The sequence below is a fragment of the Edaphobacillus lindanitolerans genome (assembly GCF_900156305.1).
In the GTDB taxonomy this organism is placed as follows: Bacteria; Bacillota; Bacilli; order Bacillales_A; family Planococcaceae; genus Bhargavaea; species Bhargavaea lindanitolerans.
This window is the reverse complement of sequence record NZ_FTPL01000001.1, coordinates 575,525-594,802: the sequence shown is the minus strand read 5'-3', so window position 1 is coordinate 594,802 and position 19,278 is coordinate 575,525. Positions and strand designations below refer to the sequence as shown.

Annotated in this window: 23 protein-coding genes; 15 read left to right on the top strand and 8 right to left on the bottom strand. The window is 58.1% G+C overall.

The genetic code is table 11. From position 1 onward, the window contains the following. The first annotated feature begins 51 nt into the window (after positions 1-51). The 8 genes from B0B07_RS02865 (at position 52) to B0B07_RS02830 (ending at position 7,181) form a co-directional block, all read left to right on the top strand. Positions 52-2,226, top strand: coding sequence for a DNA topoisomerase III (locus B0B07_RS02865; RefSeq protein ID WP_144264272.1), 2,175 nt, complete (start codon positions 52-54; stop codon positions 2,224-2,226). An 18-nt stretch (positions 2,227-2,244) separates the two neighbouring features. After that, positions 2,245-2,733, top strand: coding sequence for a Cys-tRNA(Pro) deacylase (gene ybaK / locus B0B07_RS02860; RefSeq protein ID WP_076756848.1), 489 nt, complete (start codon positions 2,245-2,247; stop codon positions 2,731-2,733). 44 nt (positions 2,734-2,777) lie between these two features. Continuing rightward, positions 2,778-3,428 carry a YczE/YyaS/YitT family protein gene (locus B0B07_RS02855; protein ID WP_076756847.1) on the top strand — a complete coding sequence of 217 codons (651 nt, stop codon included), beginning with the start codon at positions 2,778-2,780 and terminating at the stop codon, positions 3,426-3,428. A gap of 82 nt (positions 3,429-3,510) precedes the next feature. Beyond that, positions 3,511-4,587 carry a hypothetical protein gene (locus tag B0B07_RS02850; protein ID WP_084186514.1) on the top strand — a complete coding sequence of 359 codons (1,077 nt, stop codon included), beginning with the start codon at positions 3,511-3,513 and terminating at the stop codon, positions 4,585-4,587. A 374-nt stretch (positions 4,588-4,961) separates the two neighbouring features. Further along, entirely contained in the window at positions 4,962-5,297 is a 336-nt protein-coding gene (locus B0B07_RS02845; protein ID WP_076756846.1) for a DMT family transporter, read from the top strand. Next, entirely contained in the window at positions 5,297-5,611 is a 315-nt protein-coding gene (locus B0B07_RS02840; RefSeq protein ID WP_076757481.1) for a DMT family transporter, read from the top strand. Before B0B07_RS02845 ends, B0B07_RS02840 begins: the two co-directional genes overlap by 1 nt. Positions 5,612-5,685: 74 nt before the next feature. Further along, the gene (locus B0B07_RS02835; RefSeq protein ID WP_076756845.1) at positions 5,686-6,876 is read left to right on the top strand and encodes a glycine C-acetyltransferase; all 1,191 of its coding nucleotides are present in this window, start codon (positions 5,686-5,688) and stop codon (positions 6,874-6,876) included. A gap of 11 nt (positions 6,877-6,887) precedes the next feature. Continuing rightward, positions 6,888-7,181 (top strand): DUF6958 family protein, encoded by a 294-nt coding sequence (locus B0B07_RS02830; protein ID WP_076756844.1) that lies wholly within the window; start codon positions 6,888-6,890, stop codon positions 7,179-7,181. A 126-nt stretch (positions 7,182-7,307) separates the two neighbouring features. Here B0B07_RS02830 and B0B07_RS02825 read toward each other — a convergent pair whose 3' ends face one another. Continuing rightward, positions 7,308-8,126 carry a hypothetical protein gene (locus tag B0B07_RS02825; RefSeq protein ID WP_076756843.1) on the bottom strand — a complete coding sequence of 273 codons (819 nt, stop codon included), beginning with the start codon at positions 8,124-8,126 and terminating at the stop codon, positions 7,308-7,310. 181 nt (positions 8,127-8,307) lie between these two features. Here B0B07_RS02825 and B0B07_RS02820 point away from each other — a divergent pair, with 181 nt between their 5' ends. Then, the gene (locus B0B07_RS02820) at positions 8,308-9,252 is read left to right on the top strand and encodes an L-threonine 3-dehydrogenase (protein ID WP_076756842.1); all 945 of its coding nucleotides are present in this window, start codon (positions 8,308-8,310) and stop codon (positions 9,250-9,252) included. Between the two features lie 99 nt (positions 9,253-9,351). Further along, complete coding sequence (locus B0B07_RS02815; protein ID WP_076756841.1) at positions 9,352-10,233, top strand: GNAT family N-acetyltransferase; 882 nt, start codon at positions 9,352-9,354, stop codon at positions 10,231-10,233. A 38-nt stretch (positions 10,234-10,271) separates the two neighbouring features. On the opposite strand, the gene B0B07_RS02810 is transcribed toward B0B07_RS02815, so the two are convergent. The 4 genes from B0B07_RS02810 to thiD form a co-directional block, all read right to left on the bottom strand. Beyond that, the gene (locus B0B07_RS02810) at positions 10,272-11,630 is read right to left on the bottom strand and encodes a YjiH family protein (protein ID WP_076756840.1); all 1,359 of its coding nucleotides are present in this window, start codon (positions 11,628-11,630) and stop codon (positions 10,272-10,274) included. 166 nt (positions 11,631-11,796) lie between these two features. Continuing rightward, positions 11,797-12,492, bottom strand: coding sequence for a bacillithiol biosynthesis deacetylase BshB2 (bshB2, locus tag B0B07_RS02805; protein WP_076756839.1), 696 nt, complete (start codon positions 12,490-12,492; stop codon positions 11,797-11,799). Positions 12,493-12,506: 14 nt separating this feature from the next. After that, on the bottom strand, positions 12,507-12,857 hold the full coding sequence (locus tag B0B07_RS02800) for a YojF family protein (protein ID WP_076756838.1): 351 nt from the start codon (positions 12,855-12,857) through the stop codon (positions 12,507-12,509). A gap of 323 nt (positions 12,858-13,180) precedes the next feature. Then, positions 13,181-14,014 carry a bifunctional hydroxymethylpyrimidine kinase/phosphomethylpyrimidine kinase gene (thiD, locus tag B0B07_RS02795; protein WP_076756837.1) on the bottom strand — a complete coding sequence of 278 codons (834 nt, stop codon included), beginning with the start codon at positions 14,012-14,014 and terminating at the stop codon, positions 13,181-13,183. A gap of 188 nt (positions 14,015-14,202) precedes the next feature. Between thiD and B0B07_RS02790 the strand changes: the two genes are divergently transcribed. The 4 genes from B0B07_RS02790 to B0B07_RS02775 all read left to right on the top strand — a co-directional run bounded on the left by B0B07_RS02790 (position 14,203) and on the right by B0B07_RS02775 (position 16,486). Beyond that, complete coding sequence (locus B0B07_RS02790) at positions 14,203-14,940, top strand: DUF4230 domain-containing protein (protein ID WP_084186513.1); 738 nt, start codon at positions 14,203-14,205, stop codon at positions 14,938-14,940. Between the two features lie 6 nt (positions 14,941-14,946). Then, positions 14,947-15,627, top strand: coding sequence for a uracil-DNA glycosylase (locus B0B07_RS02785; RefSeq protein ID WP_076756835.1), 681 nt, complete (start codon positions 14,947-14,949; stop codon positions 15,625-15,627). A 99-nt stretch (positions 15,628-15,726) separates the two neighbouring features. Then, on the top strand, positions 15,727-16,014 hold the full coding sequence (locus B0B07_RS02780) for a YwdI family protein (RefSeq protein ID WP_076756834.1): 288 nt from the start codon (positions 15,727-15,729) through the stop codon (positions 16,012-16,014). A 91-nt stretch (positions 16,015-16,105) separates the two neighbouring features. Beyond that, the gene (locus tag B0B07_RS02775) at positions 16,106-16,486 is read left to right on the top strand and encodes a DUF423 domain-containing protein (protein WP_076756833.1); all 381 of its coding nucleotides are present in this window, start codon (positions 16,106-16,108) and stop codon (positions 16,484-16,486) included. A 62-nt stretch (positions 16,487-16,548) separates the two neighbouring features. Here B0B07_RS02775 and gerQ read toward each other — a convergent pair whose 3' ends face one another. Next, on the bottom strand, positions 16,549-16,914 hold the full coding sequence (gerQ, locus tag B0B07_RS02770; protein WP_076756832.1) for a spore coat protein GerQ: 366 nt from the start codon (positions 16,912-16,914) through the stop codon (positions 16,549-16,551). A gap of 24 nt (positions 16,915-16,938) precedes the next feature. Continuing rightward, positions 16,939-17,358, bottom strand: coding sequence for a cell wall hydrolase (locus B0B07_RS02765; RefSeq protein WP_076756831.1), 420 nt, complete (start codon positions 17,356-17,358; stop codon positions 16,939-16,941). 87 nt (positions 17,359-17,445) lie between these two features. On the opposite strand from B0B07_RS02765, the gene B0B07_RS02760 reads away from it, so the two are divergent. Beyond that, a complete protein-coding gene (locus B0B07_RS02760; RefSeq protein ID WP_084186512.1) occupies positions 17,446-18,303 on the top strand; it encodes a DUF2268 domain-containing putative Zn-dependent protease in 858 nt (285 codons plus the stop codon). A gap of 54 nt (positions 18,304-18,357) precedes the next feature. On the opposite strand, the gene hemQ is transcribed toward B0B07_RS02760, so the two are convergent. Then, entirely contained in the window at positions 18,358-19,110 is a 753-nt protein-coding gene (gene hemQ / locus B0B07_RS02755) for a hydrogen peroxide-dependent heme synthase (protein WP_076756830.1), read from the bottom strand. Positions 19,111-19,278 lie beyond the last annotated feature (168 nt).

The window sequence follows — 19,278 nt, the reverse complement described above, 5'->3', positions numbered from 1 at the left end:
TCCGGCCCCCGGTCTTGTATAATTCAACTGTATGAGAGGAGTTGCAATACTTTGTCCAAATCATTGGTACTTGCTGAAAAACCGTCCGTTGCCCGGGACATCGCCCGCGTGCTCGGATGCAACCAGAAAGGCAACGGCTCGCTTGAGGGGCCGAGCCATATCGTCACGTGGGCGCTCGGCCACCTCGTGACACAGGCTGACCCCGAACAGTACAGCCCGTCATATAAAGAGTGGAAGATGGAAGACCTGCCGATCCTTCCCGATCCGTTCAAGCTTGTTCCGATCCGGCAGACAACCAAGCAGTTCAATGCCGTAAAGGCGCTGCTGAACCGGGTCGATGTCAAGGAAGTCATCATCGCGACGGATGCCGGGCGTGAAGGGGAGCTTGTCGCCCGCTGGATCCTTGAAAAAGCGAAGACCAAGAAACCGATCAAGCGGCTCTGGATCTCGTCTGTCACCGACAAGGCGATCCGGGACGGATTCAAGCACCTCAGGGACGGCCGTGAATATGACAATCTGTTCCGTGCGGCGGAAGCACGCGCGGAGGCGGACTGGGTCGTGGGGATCAATGCGACGCGGGCCCTCACCGTGAAGCACAACGCCCAGCTGTCGACCGGACGCGTCCAGACGCCGACGCTCGCGATGATCGCCGAGCGGGAGCGCCAGATCAACGAATTCAGACCGAAATCGTTCTACGGCGTCCAGGCGCTCACCGATTCGGGCCGGTTCGGGTGGGCAGGCGGAAAATCCGGCGACGGCCGGACGTTCGAGCGGGGCGAAGCGGAAGCGCTGCTCAACAAGCTCGACCGTCTGCACGAAGGAACGATCACGGAAGTGAAGCGTACGCCGAAGCAACAGCCTGCACCGCCTTTGTTCGACCTGACAGAACTGCAGAAGGAGGCGCACAAGCGGTGGGGCTGGTCGGCGAAGGAAACATTGAATACGCTTCAGGGACTGTATGAGACGCACAAGGCGGTCACTTATCCCCGGACGGATTCCAAGCACCTGACCTCCGACATGGCCTCCACGCTGAAAGAGCGTCTGGAAGCGGTCCGGCTCGCCCCCTACCGGAAAGACGTGGCTGCCATCATGCGGTCCGGCTCGCCGAAACCGCAGAAGGGCGTCATCGACGACGGGAAGGTGAGCGATCACCACGCAATCATCCCGACGGAGGAACCGGCCGTACTGGAACGGATGAGCGACGGCGAGAAGCGCCTGTTCGACCTGATTGTCAAACGGTTCCTCGCCGTATTCTCCGGCCCTTACCGTTACGAAGCGGTGACTGCGGTCCTGGAGGCCGGCGGCGAGCGGTTCCATGCAAAGGGCCGGACGATCATGGACGAGGGCTGGCGGGCCGTATACGGGCTTGACGCGGAGGAAGACGACGACAAAAAGCTTCCGCCGTTCGAGAAAGGCGAGAAGCTCGGAATCCGGGCATTCTCGATGACCGAAGGACAGACTAAACCGCCGGCCCGGTTCAACGAAGGAACGCTGCTCGCGGCCATGGAGAACCCGGCCCAGTTCATGGCGGGCGAATCAAAAGACCTGATCCGGACGCTCGGGGAGACCGGCGGACTCGGAACGGTGGCGACCCGGGCGGACATCATTGAAAAACTGTTCAATTCGTTCGTCATCGAAAAGAAAGGCCATGACATTTATACGACGTCCAAAGGCCGCCAGCTGCTCGAGCTCGTCCCCGAAGACCTGAAATCCCCGGCGCTCACCGGCGAGTGGGAGCAGAAGCTGACGAAAATCGCCAAAGGCGAGATGCAAAAGAAGGCATTCATGAAGGAAATGACGGATTTTGCGCGCAGTGCCGTCTCCGAAGTGAAGTCCTCCGGCAAAAAGTTCAAGCATGACAATGTCACCGGCAAGATGTGCCCGGACTGCGGCAAGCCGATGCTCGAAGTGAACGGCAAGCGGGGCAAGATGCTCGTCTGCCAGGACCGTGAGTGCGGCCACCGCCAGCGCGTCTCCCAGCTGACGAACGCCCGCTGCCCGAATTGCCACAAGAAGCTTGAACTCCGCGGCGAAGGGGAAGGCCGGATCTTCACCTGCAAGTGCGGATACCGGGAAAAGCTGTCCGCATTTGAAAAGCGCAAGGCCAAGTCCAACACCGGCAAAGCATCCAAGCGGGACATGCAGAAATACATGAAGACACAGGAAGAGCCGGCCAACACGGCCATGGCCGAAGCACTGAAGAAACTGCTGGAGAATAAGGACTGACGAGAGAGGAGCCGCGGTATGGGGAAAAAGGACAAGGTCCAAAAAACAAATGCCGCCCGGCAGCTTGACCGGATGAAGGCAGATTATGAACTGATCGAATATGCTGTGGAAGACGGCCTGAACGACGGCATCTCCGTAGCCGAGAAGACGGGCCAGGATCCCCGTCTCGTCTATAAGACGCTTGTCTCCACGTCGGGGGCGGGGAAGTATTTTGTGTTTGTCATTCCGGTCGAGAAAGAGCTGGACCTGAAAAAGGCAGCGAAGGCCGCGGGGGAGAAGCGGATTGAAATGCTCCATCTGAAGGACCTGACCGACGTGACGGGGTACGTCCGCGGGGGCTGTTCGCCGCTCGGCATGAAAAAGCCATTCCCGACATTCATCGATGATTCCGGGAAGGCCCTTGAACGAATGGTGGTCAGTGCGGGCAGACGGGGACTCCAGATGAAGCTGGAACCGAAGGTGCTGGCAGCGGCGGCGGATGCGGAATTCGCCCCGCTTGTGAAATGACCCGTATTCCGGCCGGGCTACCGGCGGAGGAAGGGAGATGGGCGATGCACCGGACTTTGATATGGCGATGGGCGTTCTTTTTCGTCGGCCAGCTGATCCTTTCTCTCGGCATCACGATGACGATCAAGGGTGAGAAGCTCGGCATCGGACCGTGGGATGTGCTCCACGTCGGCCTGTTCCGGAACTTCGGCCTGACGATCGGTTCCTGGTCGATCATCACCGGCCTCATCATCGTCGGGGGGACGGCGGCGGTCCTCCGTCGCTGGCCGCAGATCGGGACGTGGCTCAACATGCTGCTCATCGGCCTGTTCATCGATTTCTTTTACTGGCTCATTCCCGATATTTCCACGATTGCCGGCCAGACGGCAATCTTCGTTGCGGGGACGGGGGTCATGGCGGCTGGGGTCGGCATGTATGTGTCACCTGGGATCGGTGCCGGCCCGCGCGACACGCTCATGCTCATCATCACCGAGAAGACCGGCTGGAGCGTGAAGACGGTCCGGACCGGCCTGGAAGTGACAGTCGCCGTCGCCGGCTGGCTGCTCGGCGGCCCGGTCGGCATCGGGACGGTGCTGATCGCACTGTTCCTCGGCCAGCTGGTCCATTACACGATTCCATGGTTCCGGAATGTGCTCGCCAAAATCAGTGCATCAACGGACGGAAACCTGAATCGCCGCGAGACTCCGGCAGAATAAACATTGCGTACGGCCTGCCGATCCGGCGGGCCGTACTTTTTTTCCCTTCATCCGCATATACTGTCCCGTCAAAGAGGAAAGGATGATCCGCTTGAACGGGACAATCACTTCATTCATGGGTACGGCATATACGGGCAACGGCATCGTCCACAATTATGCGGAACTGCTCGGCAGGGCCTCGAAGGCCGTCCTCCTGAAAGCGCCGCCGACGGGTGCCCTGTCCGGCCTCCTGCGGGAGATCGGGGTCCATTATCTTAAATCAGGCTATGATATCGAGCTGTTCCATGATCCGCTCACTCCTGACGGTGTCGATGCCGTCTGGGTGCCGAAACCCGGATTCCTGTTTGTCCAGGCTTCCCGGCCGGTCGCGCTCGAACCCGCCCACATCGGCGGCCCGCACCGCGTTGTGACGTTCTATGACAGTTACGACGAAGACCGGCTCCGCCTCCAGAACGGCTTCATCCGGGAGACGGCGGAGAAAGGGGAACAGGCACTCGCGAAGATGCTCGCCTCCATGGACAAAGCGAAGAAACTCCACGACGAAATGGAGAAAGCAAACCAGCGCCGCATGTCGTGGGAATTGGCGGATGCGCTCGCCGGCAGCCTGAAGGAAGAACTGTTCGGCAACATTTCATTGAATAAACCGGCGTCCGTCTCCAACCGGTACATCGGCACGCTGACGGCCGGCGGCGCGCGTGACCATTTCCCGAATGTCACGAAGGGCCTGGACCGGAGGCTGCTGATCAAAGCTCATCCGGGAACCGGGAAATCCACGATCATGCGGATGCTCGGCAAGGAAGCGGAGGCCCGCGGATTCGACCTCCTGTACGGCTGGTGTGCGCTTGATCCAGGCAGCATTGATCTTCTCGTCATCCCGGAACTGTCTCTCTGTCTGTTCGACGCGACAGAACCGCATGTATACAACCCGGAACGCGAAGGGGACCGCATCATCGACATGGTCGGAATGTGCCGTGAGGACGCCGCCGCCGAGAAGGAATCGGCAGAATCCGAGGAACGCTACCGCGGTCACATACAGGATGCCCGTGCCTGGATGGGCACCTACGCCGAAACGGTCCATGCGGTACGCGCCCGCATGGACAGCGCCATCGACCCGGAAAAATGGGCGGTGAACGTCGCGCGTGTGAAAGACCAGCTTTGATCGAAAGTGTGCGGCTGCCCGGGGGATCCCCGGGCAGTTTTTTTATAGTCGCGATCGGCTGCGAATCCGGCGCTTCAGGTGGATCGGCCGCGAAAGAGCTCCGGTCGGTCGTGAACGAGCGCTGACCGGCCGCGAATTTCACAGCGTCCGATAAATCGGTCGCTAAAGAGTTGCGATCGGCCGCGAATCCGGCGCGCCAGGTGGATCGGTCGTGAACGAGCCGCGGTCGGCCGCGAATTCTCCGATGCTCTCTCCACGATCCGCCGGCCACCCGGTGAACCGCCACCCGGTGAACCGCCGCCCCGGCCCCGGCCTTCCATTCCAACCGGAATTTGATAAAGTGGGGGAAGGCGGATTACAGGGAGGGATGGGCCATGGCGTGGCTGTATGTGTTGTTTGCGGCAATCATTGAAGTGTTCTGGGTGGTCGGGCTGACCCATTCCGATTCGGTGCTCGAATGGACGGGGACGGTCATCGCGATCATCCTCAGTTTTTATTTCATCATCAAGGCGTGTGAGCATCTGCCGTCCGGGACGGTGTACGCGGTGTTCACCGGCTCCGGGGCCGCTGCGATCGTCCTCGTCGATATTCTCGTGTTCGGCGAGCCGTTTGCACCGGTGAAGCTCATCTTTATCGGGCTCATCCTGGTCGGCGTGGCGGGCATCAAACTGACCGATGAGCCGGGCAAGCGGGAAGGGGGCGGTCAATGATGGCCTGGTTTTACTTGTTCCTTGCGAGCTTGGGGGAAATTTTCGGCATGATGATGATCAATCTGTACCTGGCGGATAAAAGAGGGTGGCGTCTCATTCCGGTCGTGCTCGTGTTCAGCTTCGGGTTCCTGTTCCTGTCGCTCGCAATGCGGGACTTGCCGATGGGGACGGCCTATGCCATCTGGACAGGGTTCGGCGCGGCGGGTGCCGTACTGGTCGGGATTTTGTTTTTCCATGAGCCGGCGGGCTGGAAGCGGCTGCTTTTCATCTCGCTGATCATCATCGGTGCGGCCGGACTCAAGCTGTTCGGATGACCGCTGCCGTAGGTGCACCGGCTTCCACTATGTTAAAATGGGGGCATCAATGCGTTTTGAAAGGAAGATCTGCCTTGGCAAAGATTCTTGACCAATTTCTCAATGATCATCTGCAGGAGCTGAAAGATGCAGGGCTGTATAACGTCATCGACCCGGTGGAAGGTCCGAACGGGCCGACGATCACGATCGGCGGCAAGCAGCTCATCAATCTGAGTTCGAACAACTACCTCGGCCTTGCTACGGATGGGGACCTGAAGAAACTCGCGAAGGACGCGATCGACAAGTACGGCGTCGGCGCGGGGGCCGTGCGGACCATCAACGGCACGCTCGACATCCATGTAAAACTCGAGGAGAAGCTCGCCGAGTTCAAGGGGACGGAGGCGGCGATTGCCTATCAGTCCGGCTTCAACTGCAACATGGCGGCCATTTCCGGAGTCATGGACAAAAACGACGCGATCCTGTCCGATGAACTGAACCATGCCTCCATCATCGACGGCTGCCGCCTGTCGCGCGCGAAGATCATCCGCGTCAATCACCAGGACATGGACGACCTCCGCAAGAAAGCGAAGGAAGCGACGGAGTCCGGCCAGTTCAATAAAGTCATGTACATCACTGACGGTGTTTTCTCGATGGACGGCGACGTCGCCAACCTGCCGGACGCAGTCCAGATTGCGAAGGAATTTGACCTCATCACCTACGTCGACGATGCACACGGCTCCGGCGTCATGGGCGAGGGCAAAGGGACCGTCAAACATTTCGGCCTTGAGCGGGAGATCGATTTCCAGATCGGCACCCTGTCCAAGGCAATCGGCGTGGTCGGAGGATATGTCGCCGGGAAACAACAGCTCATCGACTGGCTGAAAGTCCGTTCCCGTCCGTTCCTCTTCTCCACCGCAATGACGCCGGGTGATGTTGCGGCAGTCATCGGGGCGGTCGACAAGCTCCTCGAATCGAGCGAACTCGTGGACAAGCTGTGGGAAAACGGCAATTACCTGAAAGAGGGGCTCAAGAAGCTCGGATTTGACATCGGCCATTCCGAAACGCCGATCACCCCGTGCATCATCGGAGAAGAAAAGCTCACCCAGCAGTTCTCGAAGCGCCTGATGGAAGAAGGCGTCTACGCGAAATCGATCGTCTTCCCGACGGTTCCGCAGGGCACGGGCCGCGTCCGCAACATGCCGACGGCCGCCCATACGAAAGACATGATTGACCAGGCGCTCTCCATCTACGAGAAGGTCGGCAAGGAACTCGGCGTCATTAGCTGAGGAGGGAAACGATGGGCAAACGCGACGAAGAACAGATCCAGCTGTTGCATCCGAAAGGGGAAACCGCCGGAAAAATCCTCACCCGACGTTACGAAGCCATCCGCAAAGCGATCCTCGAAGAAGTGGACGCAAATGGGGAAATCTCATTCACCGATCTGACCGAGCGGGCACCGAAGCGGATCTCCCACTTTGACGGCAAGACCACGTGGTATATCACGGCCGTCAAACTGGACCTTGAAGCCCGCGGAGAACTCGAGCGGTTTGAACGGGAAGGGGAACAATGGCTGAGAAGACCGAATAAGTGAACGATGAGAAAAAGGGCATCCGGGGAAACCGGATGCCCTTTTTGCCGTTCCACCGGAATCCGCCCGGATGCCGCACCCGTCACTTCGCAGATCAAAAAAATCCCCCGCTTCCGCAGGGGATTTGGTTCAGACCGGCCGGCGCACTTCTTCCGCGAAGACTGTGATGATTTCGCCGTCGCCGAGCTCCACATCATATTGGACGATCTCTTCATTGTCCCGGACGCCGAGGATCAGTCCGCGGCGTCCGTCCTTCAGCTCAACAGCAGTGTTCTCGACAAGTTGCATCATCGATGATCCCTCCTGTGATAGATTGAAGCTTTCCGCCATCTTTCTGAAATTGTGGTGAAGCAGATAATGCTGGATGCCGACAGATGCGTCTTCGGCATATTTGGCCTCTTTCCGGAATTCTTCCGGGTTTCCCTGCTTCTTTGCGATGACTGCATAGATCGTGTGCTTCATCCATTCATCGGTGATCTTCCCGGCAATGCGGCCGGCCTCGTCAAGATCACCGTTCAAAGCGGTCCCGTAGGCATAATAGTAGGACCGGAGCGGCCCGGGGTTAATCTTGCCTGCGTGGGCGAGGACTTCATCGCCGTCCCCTGAATGGACGCCGAGCAGCGCACTGTACACATGCCGGGCATCTCCGCGCGAACTCTTGTCGATGATGGTCCGCAGGGAATTCCGGATCTCCTCGTCCGTTCCATGCCCGATATTGTAGGCATAGTTGAAGATCGGCTTGCGGTAATTCCGGAGCAGGAAGCGGTCGATCGCGCGCAGGTTCTGCGACTTGTAGACCGTGTGGAACGTCGGCACCGTCGTCACGGCCATATACACTGCCACGATGACGAGCAGGATCAGCCAGAACGGCGCCCGGAGCAGGAAAAGGATGAACGCGGCAGCCGACAAGACGACCAGCAGGATCAGAAAATGAACAACGGCATTCAAAACGGCACCTCTGTTTTTTCTTTATTATACCAATGGCGGGCAAGCAGTGAAAGGAAACTGTTGTTGTGCTTTTGGCGGCGACATTCTATAATGGAGAACATAAAAGGCGAGTATTCTCAATGATTTATCGCAATATAATGTACGCCCTGAAAATACAAATGGATTTTTGAGGAGTGATTCTATGAAGAAGATCATGGTGACCGGTGCACTTGGCCAGATCGGTTCGGAATTGACCGGGAAACTGAGGGACCTTTACGGCGCCAACAACGTCCTGGCGACGGACGTCCGCGAACCGGCGGACGGTCAGGACGGACCGTTCAGGCAGCTGGATGTGACCGACGGGGAACGCATGCAGGAAATCGCCAGGTCGTTCGGGGCAGACACGCTGATCCACATGGCGGCGCTCCTGTCCGCAACAGCCGAGCAGAAACCGCTCCTGGCCTGGAACCTGAACATGGGCGGCCTCGTGAATGCGCTCGAAACAGCCCGCGATCTCGGACTCCAGTTCTTCACGCCGAGCTCGATCGGCGCTTTCGGACCGACAACGCCGAAGCGCGACACGCCGCAGGATACGCTCATGCGTCCGACCACGATGTACGGCGTGAACAAGGTTTCCGGCGAACTGCTGTGCGACTATTACTACTCGAAATTCGGCGTCGATACGCGGGGCGTCCGCTTCCCGGGCCTGATCTCGTATGTAACGCCTCCGGGCGGCGGCACAACCGACTACGCCGTCGACATCTACTACAAGGCGCTTGAAGAAGGCCGCTACACGTCCTTTATCGCGGAAGGCACCTATATGGACATGATGTATATGCCGGATGCCCTCCAGGCGATCGTCGACCTGATGGAAGCCGACCCCGGGAAGCTCAAGCACCGAAATTCGTTCAACGTGACCGCGATGAGCTTCGAACCGTCGCAGGTGGCCGAGGCGATCCAAAAGCACATTCCCGGCTTCAAGATGGACTACGCCGTCGACCCGGTCCGCCAGGCGATTGCCGACAGCTGGCCGGACTCGATCGACGCGACGGCAGCGAAGGAAGAATGGGGCTTCGAGGCGAAGTACGACCTCGACTCGATGACCGCCGAAATGCTCGAAAAACTGAAAGTCAAACTTGGCAAGTGAAACCCTTCAAACGCCGCCGGGCAGTATCCGGCGGCGTTTTATATTTGCCGGTGAAAGCGGCCATTCAATTCTGTATGATGAAAGGAAAGGGGGATCATCATGGGAGCTTATCACATCCGGCCTGCCGGCAAGCCGGCGGCCGTTGCAGACTTTCTCGAGCGCCTCAACCGCATGCCGTCCAGCCATATCGGCTATTGCGGGGAAGATCGGGAAGAAATCCTGCAGACGCTTGAAGACGACTTTTCGGATATGGGGTTTGACAAGTCATTCTGGGTGGCGGAAGAAGGGGGCATCACGATCGGAGCACTCGGCCTGGATATTGACGAAGAGAGAAAAAGCGCAGAAGTGTGGGGACCGTTCGTCGCACCGGGCCGTCCGTTCAAAGAGGTTGCCGAACGTCTCTGGAAAGAGGCGGCCGAATCGGTTAGTGGAATGGCCGGCCGTTTCGAGTTCTTTCTGAATGAAGAAAACACAGATGCCGCAGCATTTGCGGAACGCCTCGGCGCTGTCCGGACCGGCCGGCATGTCGTGCTTCAGGCGGAACGCAGAGGATTCCGGGCTGTGGACGAGCCGGCTTTCCTCTATGACCGCCGATACGAAAATGCATTCAGGGAATTGCATGAAACGGAGTTTCCGGGCACTTATCTTTCCCCGGATGAACTATTGGACGGGCTGGACGGCAGCAACCGGTTGTTCGTCATTCCGGATGAACAGAGGGGGATCAAAGGATACGTCTACGTGGAGGCAGTGCCCGTGCACGGGGAAGGCACGATTGAATTCATTGCCGTGTCGCCGGAGCACCGCCGTCAGGGCGTTGCCACCCGGCTGCTCAGGACGGGGCTTGCCGGACTGTTCGACCATGAGAAGATCGCCAGCATCCGGCTGGCGGTGGAAGGAGGCAATGAGGCCGCACTCGGCCTGTATGAGGCTGCGGGATTCCGCCCCGTCCACCGTCTGACCGCGTGGAAATTGGAAAGATGAAAAAGCCGGCAGCCCGATGAGGGTGCCGGCTTTTTGATTCAGAAAAGCAGATGCGCGATGACCGAGATGATCGGCAGCGCGATGAGCGTGCGAAGAAGGAAGATGACGAACAGCTCAAAGATGTTCACAGGGATCTTTGTGCCGAGGATCAGTCCGCCGACCTCCGACATGTAAATGAGCTGGACGACCGAAATGGCAGCCACGGTAAAGAGTGTGACCTCCGATGTGATCGTACCGTCTGCAAGGATCGACGGCAGGAACATGTCGGCGAATCCGATGATCATGAGCGGGGCTGCCGAGGCGGCTTCAGGAATTTGGAGAAGCGCCAGATAAGGCTCGAACGGCTTGCCGATGATCTGGAAGAGACTTGTATACTCGGCGAGAATGAGGGCGATCGTTCCGAACGCCATGACGACCGGAATGACGCCGAACCACATGTCAAAGACGTTTTTCATCCCGTCGGAGAAAGTCCGGCCGAGATGACGGTTTTTCTGCGCGGTTGACAATGCGTTCTCCAGCCCGTGGGTGACGGCATTGTAGCCGGGAGGAACCTGTTCCTCTTCGCCTGTGAATTTGCGGCCGTCTATGTATTCCTCTTTCTTGCGCGAAAGCGGATAGATCCGGGGCATGATGAGCGCCAGGATCAGACCGGTCAGGACGACCGTGCCGTAGAACGGGAGGAAGTATTTTTCCATACCGACCGTTCCGATGATGACGATGGAGAATGTGATCGAGACGACGGAGAATGTCGTGGCAATGATCGATGCTTCTTTTTTCGTATAGTGCCCTTCCTGGTACTGCTTGTCCGTCAGGAGGACGCCGATTGTCCCGTCACCGACCCATGAAGCGAGCGCGTCAATGGATGAACGCCCCGGCAGCTTGAAGAGCGGGCGCATGATCTTCACCATCATCGTCCCGAAGAACTCGAGCAGGCCGAAGTTCATGAGGAGCGGCAGAAGCAGGCCGGCGAAGATGAAAATCGTGAAGAGGAATGTGACGAGTCCGTCTGCCGGATCGAGCAGCAGACCGCCGGTATTTTTGCTCCATACGGCCTCCGGCCCGAGCTTGAGCGCGGTCAAGACTGCGAAGATTGCCCCGAGTACCCGGACGACCGTCCAGAACACTGTCACTCCGAACAGATTCTCCAGGAAGCTGCGTTCTTCCGGTGCTTTCTTCGGTGCGAACAGCATGATTACCGAACCGAGCGCAGCGATGCCGAGCACCGCGACTGCCACCCACAGGATGACCGGCGTGATGATTGCGGCCAGCCAGTTGGCGAGCACCGCGATCGGGACGATCCAATCGCCGCCGTATTTGATCGGCACCATGAACAGGAAGACGCCGATGATCGACGGGATCAGAAACCAGGTCCACGTCGATGCACTGAATTTCTTCATTTTCTCTTTTCCCCCATCAAATAATTTATCCGGAACACTGTGTTGATGGAATACATAATAATTCACTTTAATGAATAAGTAAATACTCCATATAAAGTTCGGGAATTCAGTTTATTCCGGACATGAAAAACCCCCTCTCCAAAGATATCAAGGAGAGGGGTCGGCGTCAAAATGTTTCTTCAAAATCATCGTGCCAACGATAACTATAAAATTTCTCTTTTGCAAAACGTTCGATCGCTTCGGAATCCCCGTCGGCCAGTTTCTTCTCCATTTCTTTCATCATCCACACGGTCTGGGATGCATGGGCATTCAGCGTGTTAATCTTCCGGTCCAGCATCGCCGTCACATCATGAATGACATCCGGCTCGCCGAGTTCATCCGCCGTTTCGTTTGCGAAGGCGACAGCGTACAGCTTTGGCCGGTCCGCTTCGGGAACCCGGCGGACTGCACGGACGACCGCACGGGCCGTCGCCTCGTGGTCGGGGTGGACGGAGTAGCCCGGATAGAATGTGATGATCAGCGACGGATTCGTTTCGTCGATCAGATCCGTTACGAGCTGCACCATTTTTTCATCGTCCTCAAACTCCACGGTCTTGTCGCGCAATCCCATCATGCGCAAGTCCTCGATTCCCATCGCTTCACAGGCGGCGCGCAATTCGTTTTTCCGGATTTCCGGCAGTGTCTCCCGTGTGGCGAACGGCGGCATGCCGAGGTTGCGGCCCATTTCGCCGAGCGTCAGGCAAGCATACGTCACCGGCACGCCCATCTGGATATACGTTGATATCGACCCCGATACACCGAACGCCTCATCATCGGGGTGCGGAAAGACGACGAGGACATGACGTTCCTTCTCGATTTGCATTGCGGTTCATCTCCTTAATAGGCAAATGGCGTCTCGCTCAGTTCGAGTGCGACGGCAAGCTTTCCGCTGCTGTCGAGCCCGGCCATGAGCAGGCGTCCATATTCGTCGACTTCATAATGAGTGATGCCCTGTGCATACACCCATCCGTACGGCAGTTTCAATCCGACCCGGTGCGGAGAATCTCCGACCACCTTGCCGAGCTCGTAGCGAACCTGCACGTTTCGGATGAACGCACCGGCATTGAAAAAGCCTTCGTTGAAATGGGCCGCATACGAACCGTTCGTCGTCTCGAGATGGAGGTACACCTCTTTGCCGGCAAACGAGTCGATGTGGCGCTGCAGTTCCTCCCGGTTCACTTTTTCCATCGGTCATTCAGCCCTCCCTGATAACTTTCACTTGATTAAGTATAGAGAACATCCCCGGTGATTGCGATTTCCGCGCTCGGGGAGCGGGGTCAGAATCATCTGCGCGGAGCGTGTGATGCGAAGAACACCCGCGCGAATATCACTCATTGGTTTATAGTATCCGCCGCCGGGTGGCCCGCGCCGGGCGGAGGGGCAAGGATTTCACAAGTTTTCCCGTGATGGGCAAGAGTATTCCCCGGATTGCCCTGAGCCGTCCCTTGTTGATCCGATTCAATAGAAAAACGGCCGGACATACGAAGGCCCGGCCGTTCCATTCAATTCATTCAGATCTCCGTGACGGTCACTTCGGGTGCGCCGAACTTGTTGTATGCACCGTGGAGGACGGGACCGACATACTGATTGAGCTGCCAGCCGTGCCGGATGGCGGCCGCCACGAATTTCTTCGCCCCGAGGACAGCATCATGGACGTCCAGGCCGTTGGCGAGATTCGCCGTGATGGCGGCTGCGAACGTGCAGCCGGCACCGTGGTTGTAGGTCGTGTCGACTTTCTCCGTTTCGAGCAGGAGGTATTTTTCCCCGTCAAAGTACAGGTCTGCGGCTTTGTCGTGCCGGAGGTGCTTGCCGCCTTTAACGACTACATGCTTGGCGCCGAGTTCGTGGATCTTCGCGGCTGCCGCCTTCATGTCGTCGATCGTCCGGAGAGGGGCGAGGCCGGACAGGAAACCGGCTTCGAGAAGGTTCGGAGTGATCACTTCCGCAACCGGGAGAAGATGCTCGATCATCGCGTCCACGACGCCCGGGTTGAGGACTTCGGATTCGCCCTTGCACACCATGACCGGATCGATGACGACATGGGGGGTGCCTGCGCGGCGGATGCCTTCGCCGGCCGTCTCGATGACTTCCTCGGTACTGAGCATCCCGGTCTTGAGGGCGTCGATGCCGACGGAGAGCGCTGTTTTCAGCTGTTCCTTCAGAACGTCGATCGGCAGTGTGTAGACGCCGTGGCTCCAGCCGTTGTCCGGATCCATCGTCGCAATGACGGTGACGGCCGTCATGCCGTACGTTCCGTGCTCCTGGAACGTTTTCAGGTCAGCCTGGAGGCCGGCTCCGCCGGATGTATCTGAACCTGCAATGGTGAGTGTCTTTTTAAGTGCCATGATGGAAGACTCCTTTTCAATGTGAAGTTCTTGTTACATTGTAACAGGAATCTGCCGGATTATCGAAATTTCTGCAAAGGAAATACAGCCGTGACCGCACGGCCATAAGCGTTTTTTCGGCAGGAATCGGGTAATATTAATAGAATCAGAGAATGATAGCCGCCGGAGGGCGGGAAAGGAGGCGGATGATGCCGAAACCGAATGAAAAACGCGGGGGACGGCCCGGCAGTGAAGAGGAGTCGGCCGTGACGGTCGATGAAGTATGGGACGGACCGGCAACGAAAACCGGCGCCAAGGACGGCAGCGGGCGGAGGCGGGCATTCAAGACTTTCCTCTGGATCGCCGTTCCGCTCCTGGCGCTCGTCCTGATCCTTCCGATTCTTGCCCTCCGGCTGCTCGCCGGCGGAAGCACGTTCATGGAACAGAAAGGGGCGGTCGTCCAGCGGGTGCAGGAATTGAAAGAGCTTGCAACTGCGGAGGCGTACACGAAAGTGATCATCGAGCGGTCGGACAACGAGCTGTTCGGGCAAAGCATCGGGATCGACATCCCGGGCACAAAACGCAATCTGCTCGTTGTCCTGCCGGGCTCGGTGAAGGCCGGCATCGACTTCGGGAAGGTCGGGGAGAAAGACATCCGGGTCGACCAGGAAGCCGAAACCGTCCGGATCGAAGTGCCGAAACCGGAATTTCTCGGGAAACCGGAGATCCGGTTTGATGAAGCGCAGATTTATTCCCAGGAGGGACTGTTCCGTGCGAAGGCGGATATCCGGGAAGGATACGACCTGGCAGAGGAGGCCCAGTCGCTCATCATCAAAGAGGCGACTGAGCAGGGCGTGCTCGAAACGGCAAGGAAGAACGCGGAATCCACGCTGAAGGAAATGTTCTCGTTCGCGGGGTATGACGTCGAAGTGACATTCAAGGAGTGATGGCCGTTGGTGAAGGATATTCTGAACAATGACTGGCAGGGGGAACTCGAACGGGAGTTCATGAAGCCGTACTACCGGCAGCTCCGTGAATTTCTGAAGTCGGAATACGGCAGCAGGGAGATCTACCCGCCGATGCATGACATCTGGACCGCATTCGAACTGACGCCGTATGAAGAAGTGAAAGTGGTCATCCTCGGCCAGGATCCCTATCATGGCCCGGGGCAGGCTCACGGGCTGAGCTTTTCGGTGAAGCCCGGCGTCCGCAAGCCCCCGAGCCTGCGCAACGTATTCAAAGAATTGAAGGCGGACATCGGTTGTGAAGAACCGGAGGACGGCACGCTCACCGGATGGGCGCAGCAGGGCGTCATGATGCTGAACACGGTGCTCACCGTCAGGGCCGGAGAAGCAAACTCCCACCGGGGACACGGCTGGGAGACGCTGACGGATGAAGTGATCATGAAGCTGTCCTCTCGGGAAAAGCCGGTCGTCTTCGTCCTCTGGGGGAAGCCTGCCCAGCAGAAGAAAAAGCTGATCGATTTGTCTAAACATACGGTGATCGAATCACCTCACCCGAGCCCGCTGAGCGCGAACCGCGGATTTTTCGGCAGCAGGCCGTTTTCGAAGGTGAATGAACAGCTCAGAAAATGGAAAGAAGATGAGATCGACTGGTGCCGGACGAAAGCATGAAGCCCGTCCGGCTTCCGCTTGCGTTTGTCACGAAATTGTGCGCGCCATATCGGCCAAAGCATGATAAAGTGGAAACCTGATGGTAAGGAGGTGGATCGGATGGTGCCGATCGAACGGATTCTCGAAGAGATGGAACGGCAGATGTGCGAAGCGAGGAACGCATCGGGCGAAGCCCAAAGACGTGAGGCGCTGGCGGCGGTCCGGTCGCTCGCGGATGTCGCACTCGGGGACCGGCCGGTCAGCCGGATGCCCGAAGTGAAGCCGGTGCCGCTGTCTGTGCCGCACGCAACGATGCCAAACACACAAGGAACAGCCCAGGCCGCTCCCGTTGTGCCTCCGAGGCAGGAGGAAGACGGTGCCAACGGCCATTCGATATTCGATTTCTGATGGCACAAGACCGGCAGCCGCTGCTGCCCATTGTGTTTCCGCAACGTGACAAAATCTATCGACCAAACAGACAGGAAAGAAGGGGAAATGAGTGAAGTTCTTTCTGATTGCCGGCGCGATCAATGCGCTGATCTCAGTCGCGGCCGGGGCGTTCGGTGCCCATGGCCTGGAAGGCAAGCTGAACGACCATTATATGAGCGTCTGGGAAAAGGCGGCCATGTACCAGATGTACCATGCCATCGGCCTGATCATCATCGGTGTGCTCAAACACCCGTCGCTGCTCGGAAACGCGACCCAGCTCAGCTGGGCCGGCTGGTTGATGTTTGCCGGGATCATCCTGTTCTCCGGCAGCCTGTATGTGCTTGCGCTTACGCAGATCGGCGTGCTCGGCGCGATTACGCCGCTCGGAGGCGTGGCGTTCATCATCGGTTGGCTCATGGTGGCGATCGCTGCCGCAAAATACATGGGATGATGGACTTCCCCGGAAATGAAAAAGGACATCCGTCCGGCTTCGGCCGTCGGGATGTCCTTTTTTCATCTTGGCTGCTGGTCGAAATAGTTGAGTTCCTCATCGAATTCGGCGTAATCGAAGTAGATCATCGGGAACAGGAACCGGTGATCGGTCCGTGCTTCCCGGAGGATCACGTGGTCGCGGCCTGCCGCTTCAACGAACCCCCGGATCACCTTCGTAGTCGTGCCCCGCTCGCCGTGCTCAAATGAGAAGTGGAATGTACCGGGCTGGCCGCGGTTGAGCCGCAGGATATTCTCGATATAAGACTCTTCTCCCCTGGCGGGCGGGCGTCCCGCAGGAAGCGTCACCGGGGGCGGCACCGTCTGCTGAGGCATGGCCGGCTGCATCGGCACCGGCCGGATATTCGGATTCCAATAATACTGGACCATCTGGCTCCACCTTTCGTTTGCTGATTAGACTTGCGGGCAATCACTCGAGGACGGAGAATAGAAGCAGTGCGACTTGAAGCGCCCGGTGTTCCACTGGTCATACCACTGAGCCGGGCAGTCTCCGGAAGGCTCGAAGAACCAGAGCGAGCGTGTTGCCGGATGGAAGCGTTCCCCGGCGATCACGCGACGGGCACGACGGATATCCTCGTCGCGCGCCCGCTGGTAGAAGTAGCCTTTCGTCGTCGCCTCGAATCCGCCGGGACTCTGGAACACCATCTGCTGGATCGAGCGGATATCCTTAAAGTCCAGACAGTCGGCGCGAACGCGGTTCACACCCACATTCCCGACCATCAGCATTCCGAGGTCGCCTTCGCTTTCCGCTTCGGCCCGCATGAGCCGGGCGAGCAGCTGGACTTCTTTGTCGGTTGCCTGGACCACCGCCATCGCTTGACCTCCTCGGAATGACTATATGAGCGGAAGGCCGGGTACATTCCTGTATAGCGACAGAAATCGGAAGGGAGCGGGAGGACCGTGGCGATCGATAATACGGTTTACAGGTTCATGCAGCGGTATGACAACGGGGAACTGAAGGCGAAAGACGGGCTGGAAGACTATTTTGCCGAGTATCCGGAGATTTTTGGGGAATACTTCCCGGCACACTGCCCGAAGACGGACGAACGGCTCATCCGGGCAATCGAGCAATACCCGGTAAAGGTCGGGGACATCGGGAAGGCGGGGGAGCGGCTGCCGGAAGAAATTGAACGGGTGGAAGAGGCTTACCGGGAGCTGACCGGGGTCGACACGGACATGGATCATCATCTGTTCGTCGGCACATTCGGCTCGAATGCGTTCATCGGCGGGGATAGAAAGACCGACGCCTACTATGCACTTGAAATGCTGTCGCCGGATCCGGATGACCTGCGCACCGTCGCCGCCCACGAAACCGGCCATGTCGTCCAGTACCGGATGTCCGCAAAAGCGGGCGGGGACAAATGGTGGCAACATGTGGATTGGGGCCATCCCGCTGTGACGCTTTTGTCGGAAGGCGGAGCAGTCTATCTGTCCCGTCTCGCCGTCCCGGGCCTGGACCAGCCGACGTATACGTCATTCGGGGCGCTGCCCGAAGAGGGGTACGGCTTCTTCATGGCGAACAAGCGCAAGCTGAAAGACCGGTTCCTGGATGACATGGTGAGCGGCTGGGACGAAGAAAAAGAGAAAGAGTGGTTCCGGTTGTCCGGCGGAGGACGGCTCGGCTTTTCCCGGCTCGGCTATTGCCTCGCCTCGGAATTCGTCGAGCACCGGGCCGGCCTGCGGGGCATGGACCCCGCACTCACCGACTGGGACCGGATGACGCTGGAGGAGGAAGTCCGGGACTATCTGAAGGAATAAGCGGGGCGACAAAAAAACGGGCAGCCGCACAGGGCTGCCCGTTTTCATCCGGATTTATTTCACATCGAAGAAGGCTTGACGGTCTTCGCCCTGGAGAATCGTCCCGACAAAGAATGAACCGAACACGCCGTAGCGTGCGCTCACTTCGTCAAACCGCATTTCATACACGAGCTTCTTGAACTGGAGGACATCGTCCGAGAAGAGGGTGACGCCCCATTCGTAATCGTCGAATCCGACCGAGCCGGAGATGATCTGCTTGACCTTGCCGGCATATTCGCGTCCGATCATTCCGTGGCTGCGCATGAGTTCGCGGCGGCGGTCCATGTCGAGCATATACCAGTTGTCTTCGCCTTCGCGCTTTTTGTCCATCGGGTAGAAGCACACATACTGGGAGCGCGGAAGTTCCGGATAGAGACGGCCGCGGACATACGGGTTCTGGTAAGGGTCTTCGTTCGATTCCTTGGCCAGATAGTTGGAGAGCTCCACAACAGAGACATAGGAATAAGACGGGATCAGATAGTCGGTGATCGCCAGTTTATTGAACTCTGCTTCGAGTTTCTGGAGTTCGTCCATTGTCGGACGGAGAATCATGAGCATGAAGTCTGCTTTTTGGCCGACAATTGTATAGAAGGCATGGCTGCCGGTCTTCTCGTCGTCCGCTTTCTGGAGCTTGTCGAGGAACGCCATGAATTCGTTGGTTGCGGCTTTCCGTTCTTCTTCGGGCAGCGCCTTCCACGTGGCCCAGTCGACCGTGCGGAAATCGTGGAGCACATACCAGCCGTCAAGGGTGATTGCTGCTTCGATCATATGAATGACACTCCTTTTGTTTCGGATAGCCTAAGTGTAGCACAGATGCCTTCAGGAACGGGGGGACAGGCCCCGCCGTCACATCATTGTTAAAAAGGCTGCCGCTTTTCTGCCGACACCTGTTTGTGTATGCTTGTCGGAGGAACAATGAAACCCGGCCAAACCCGG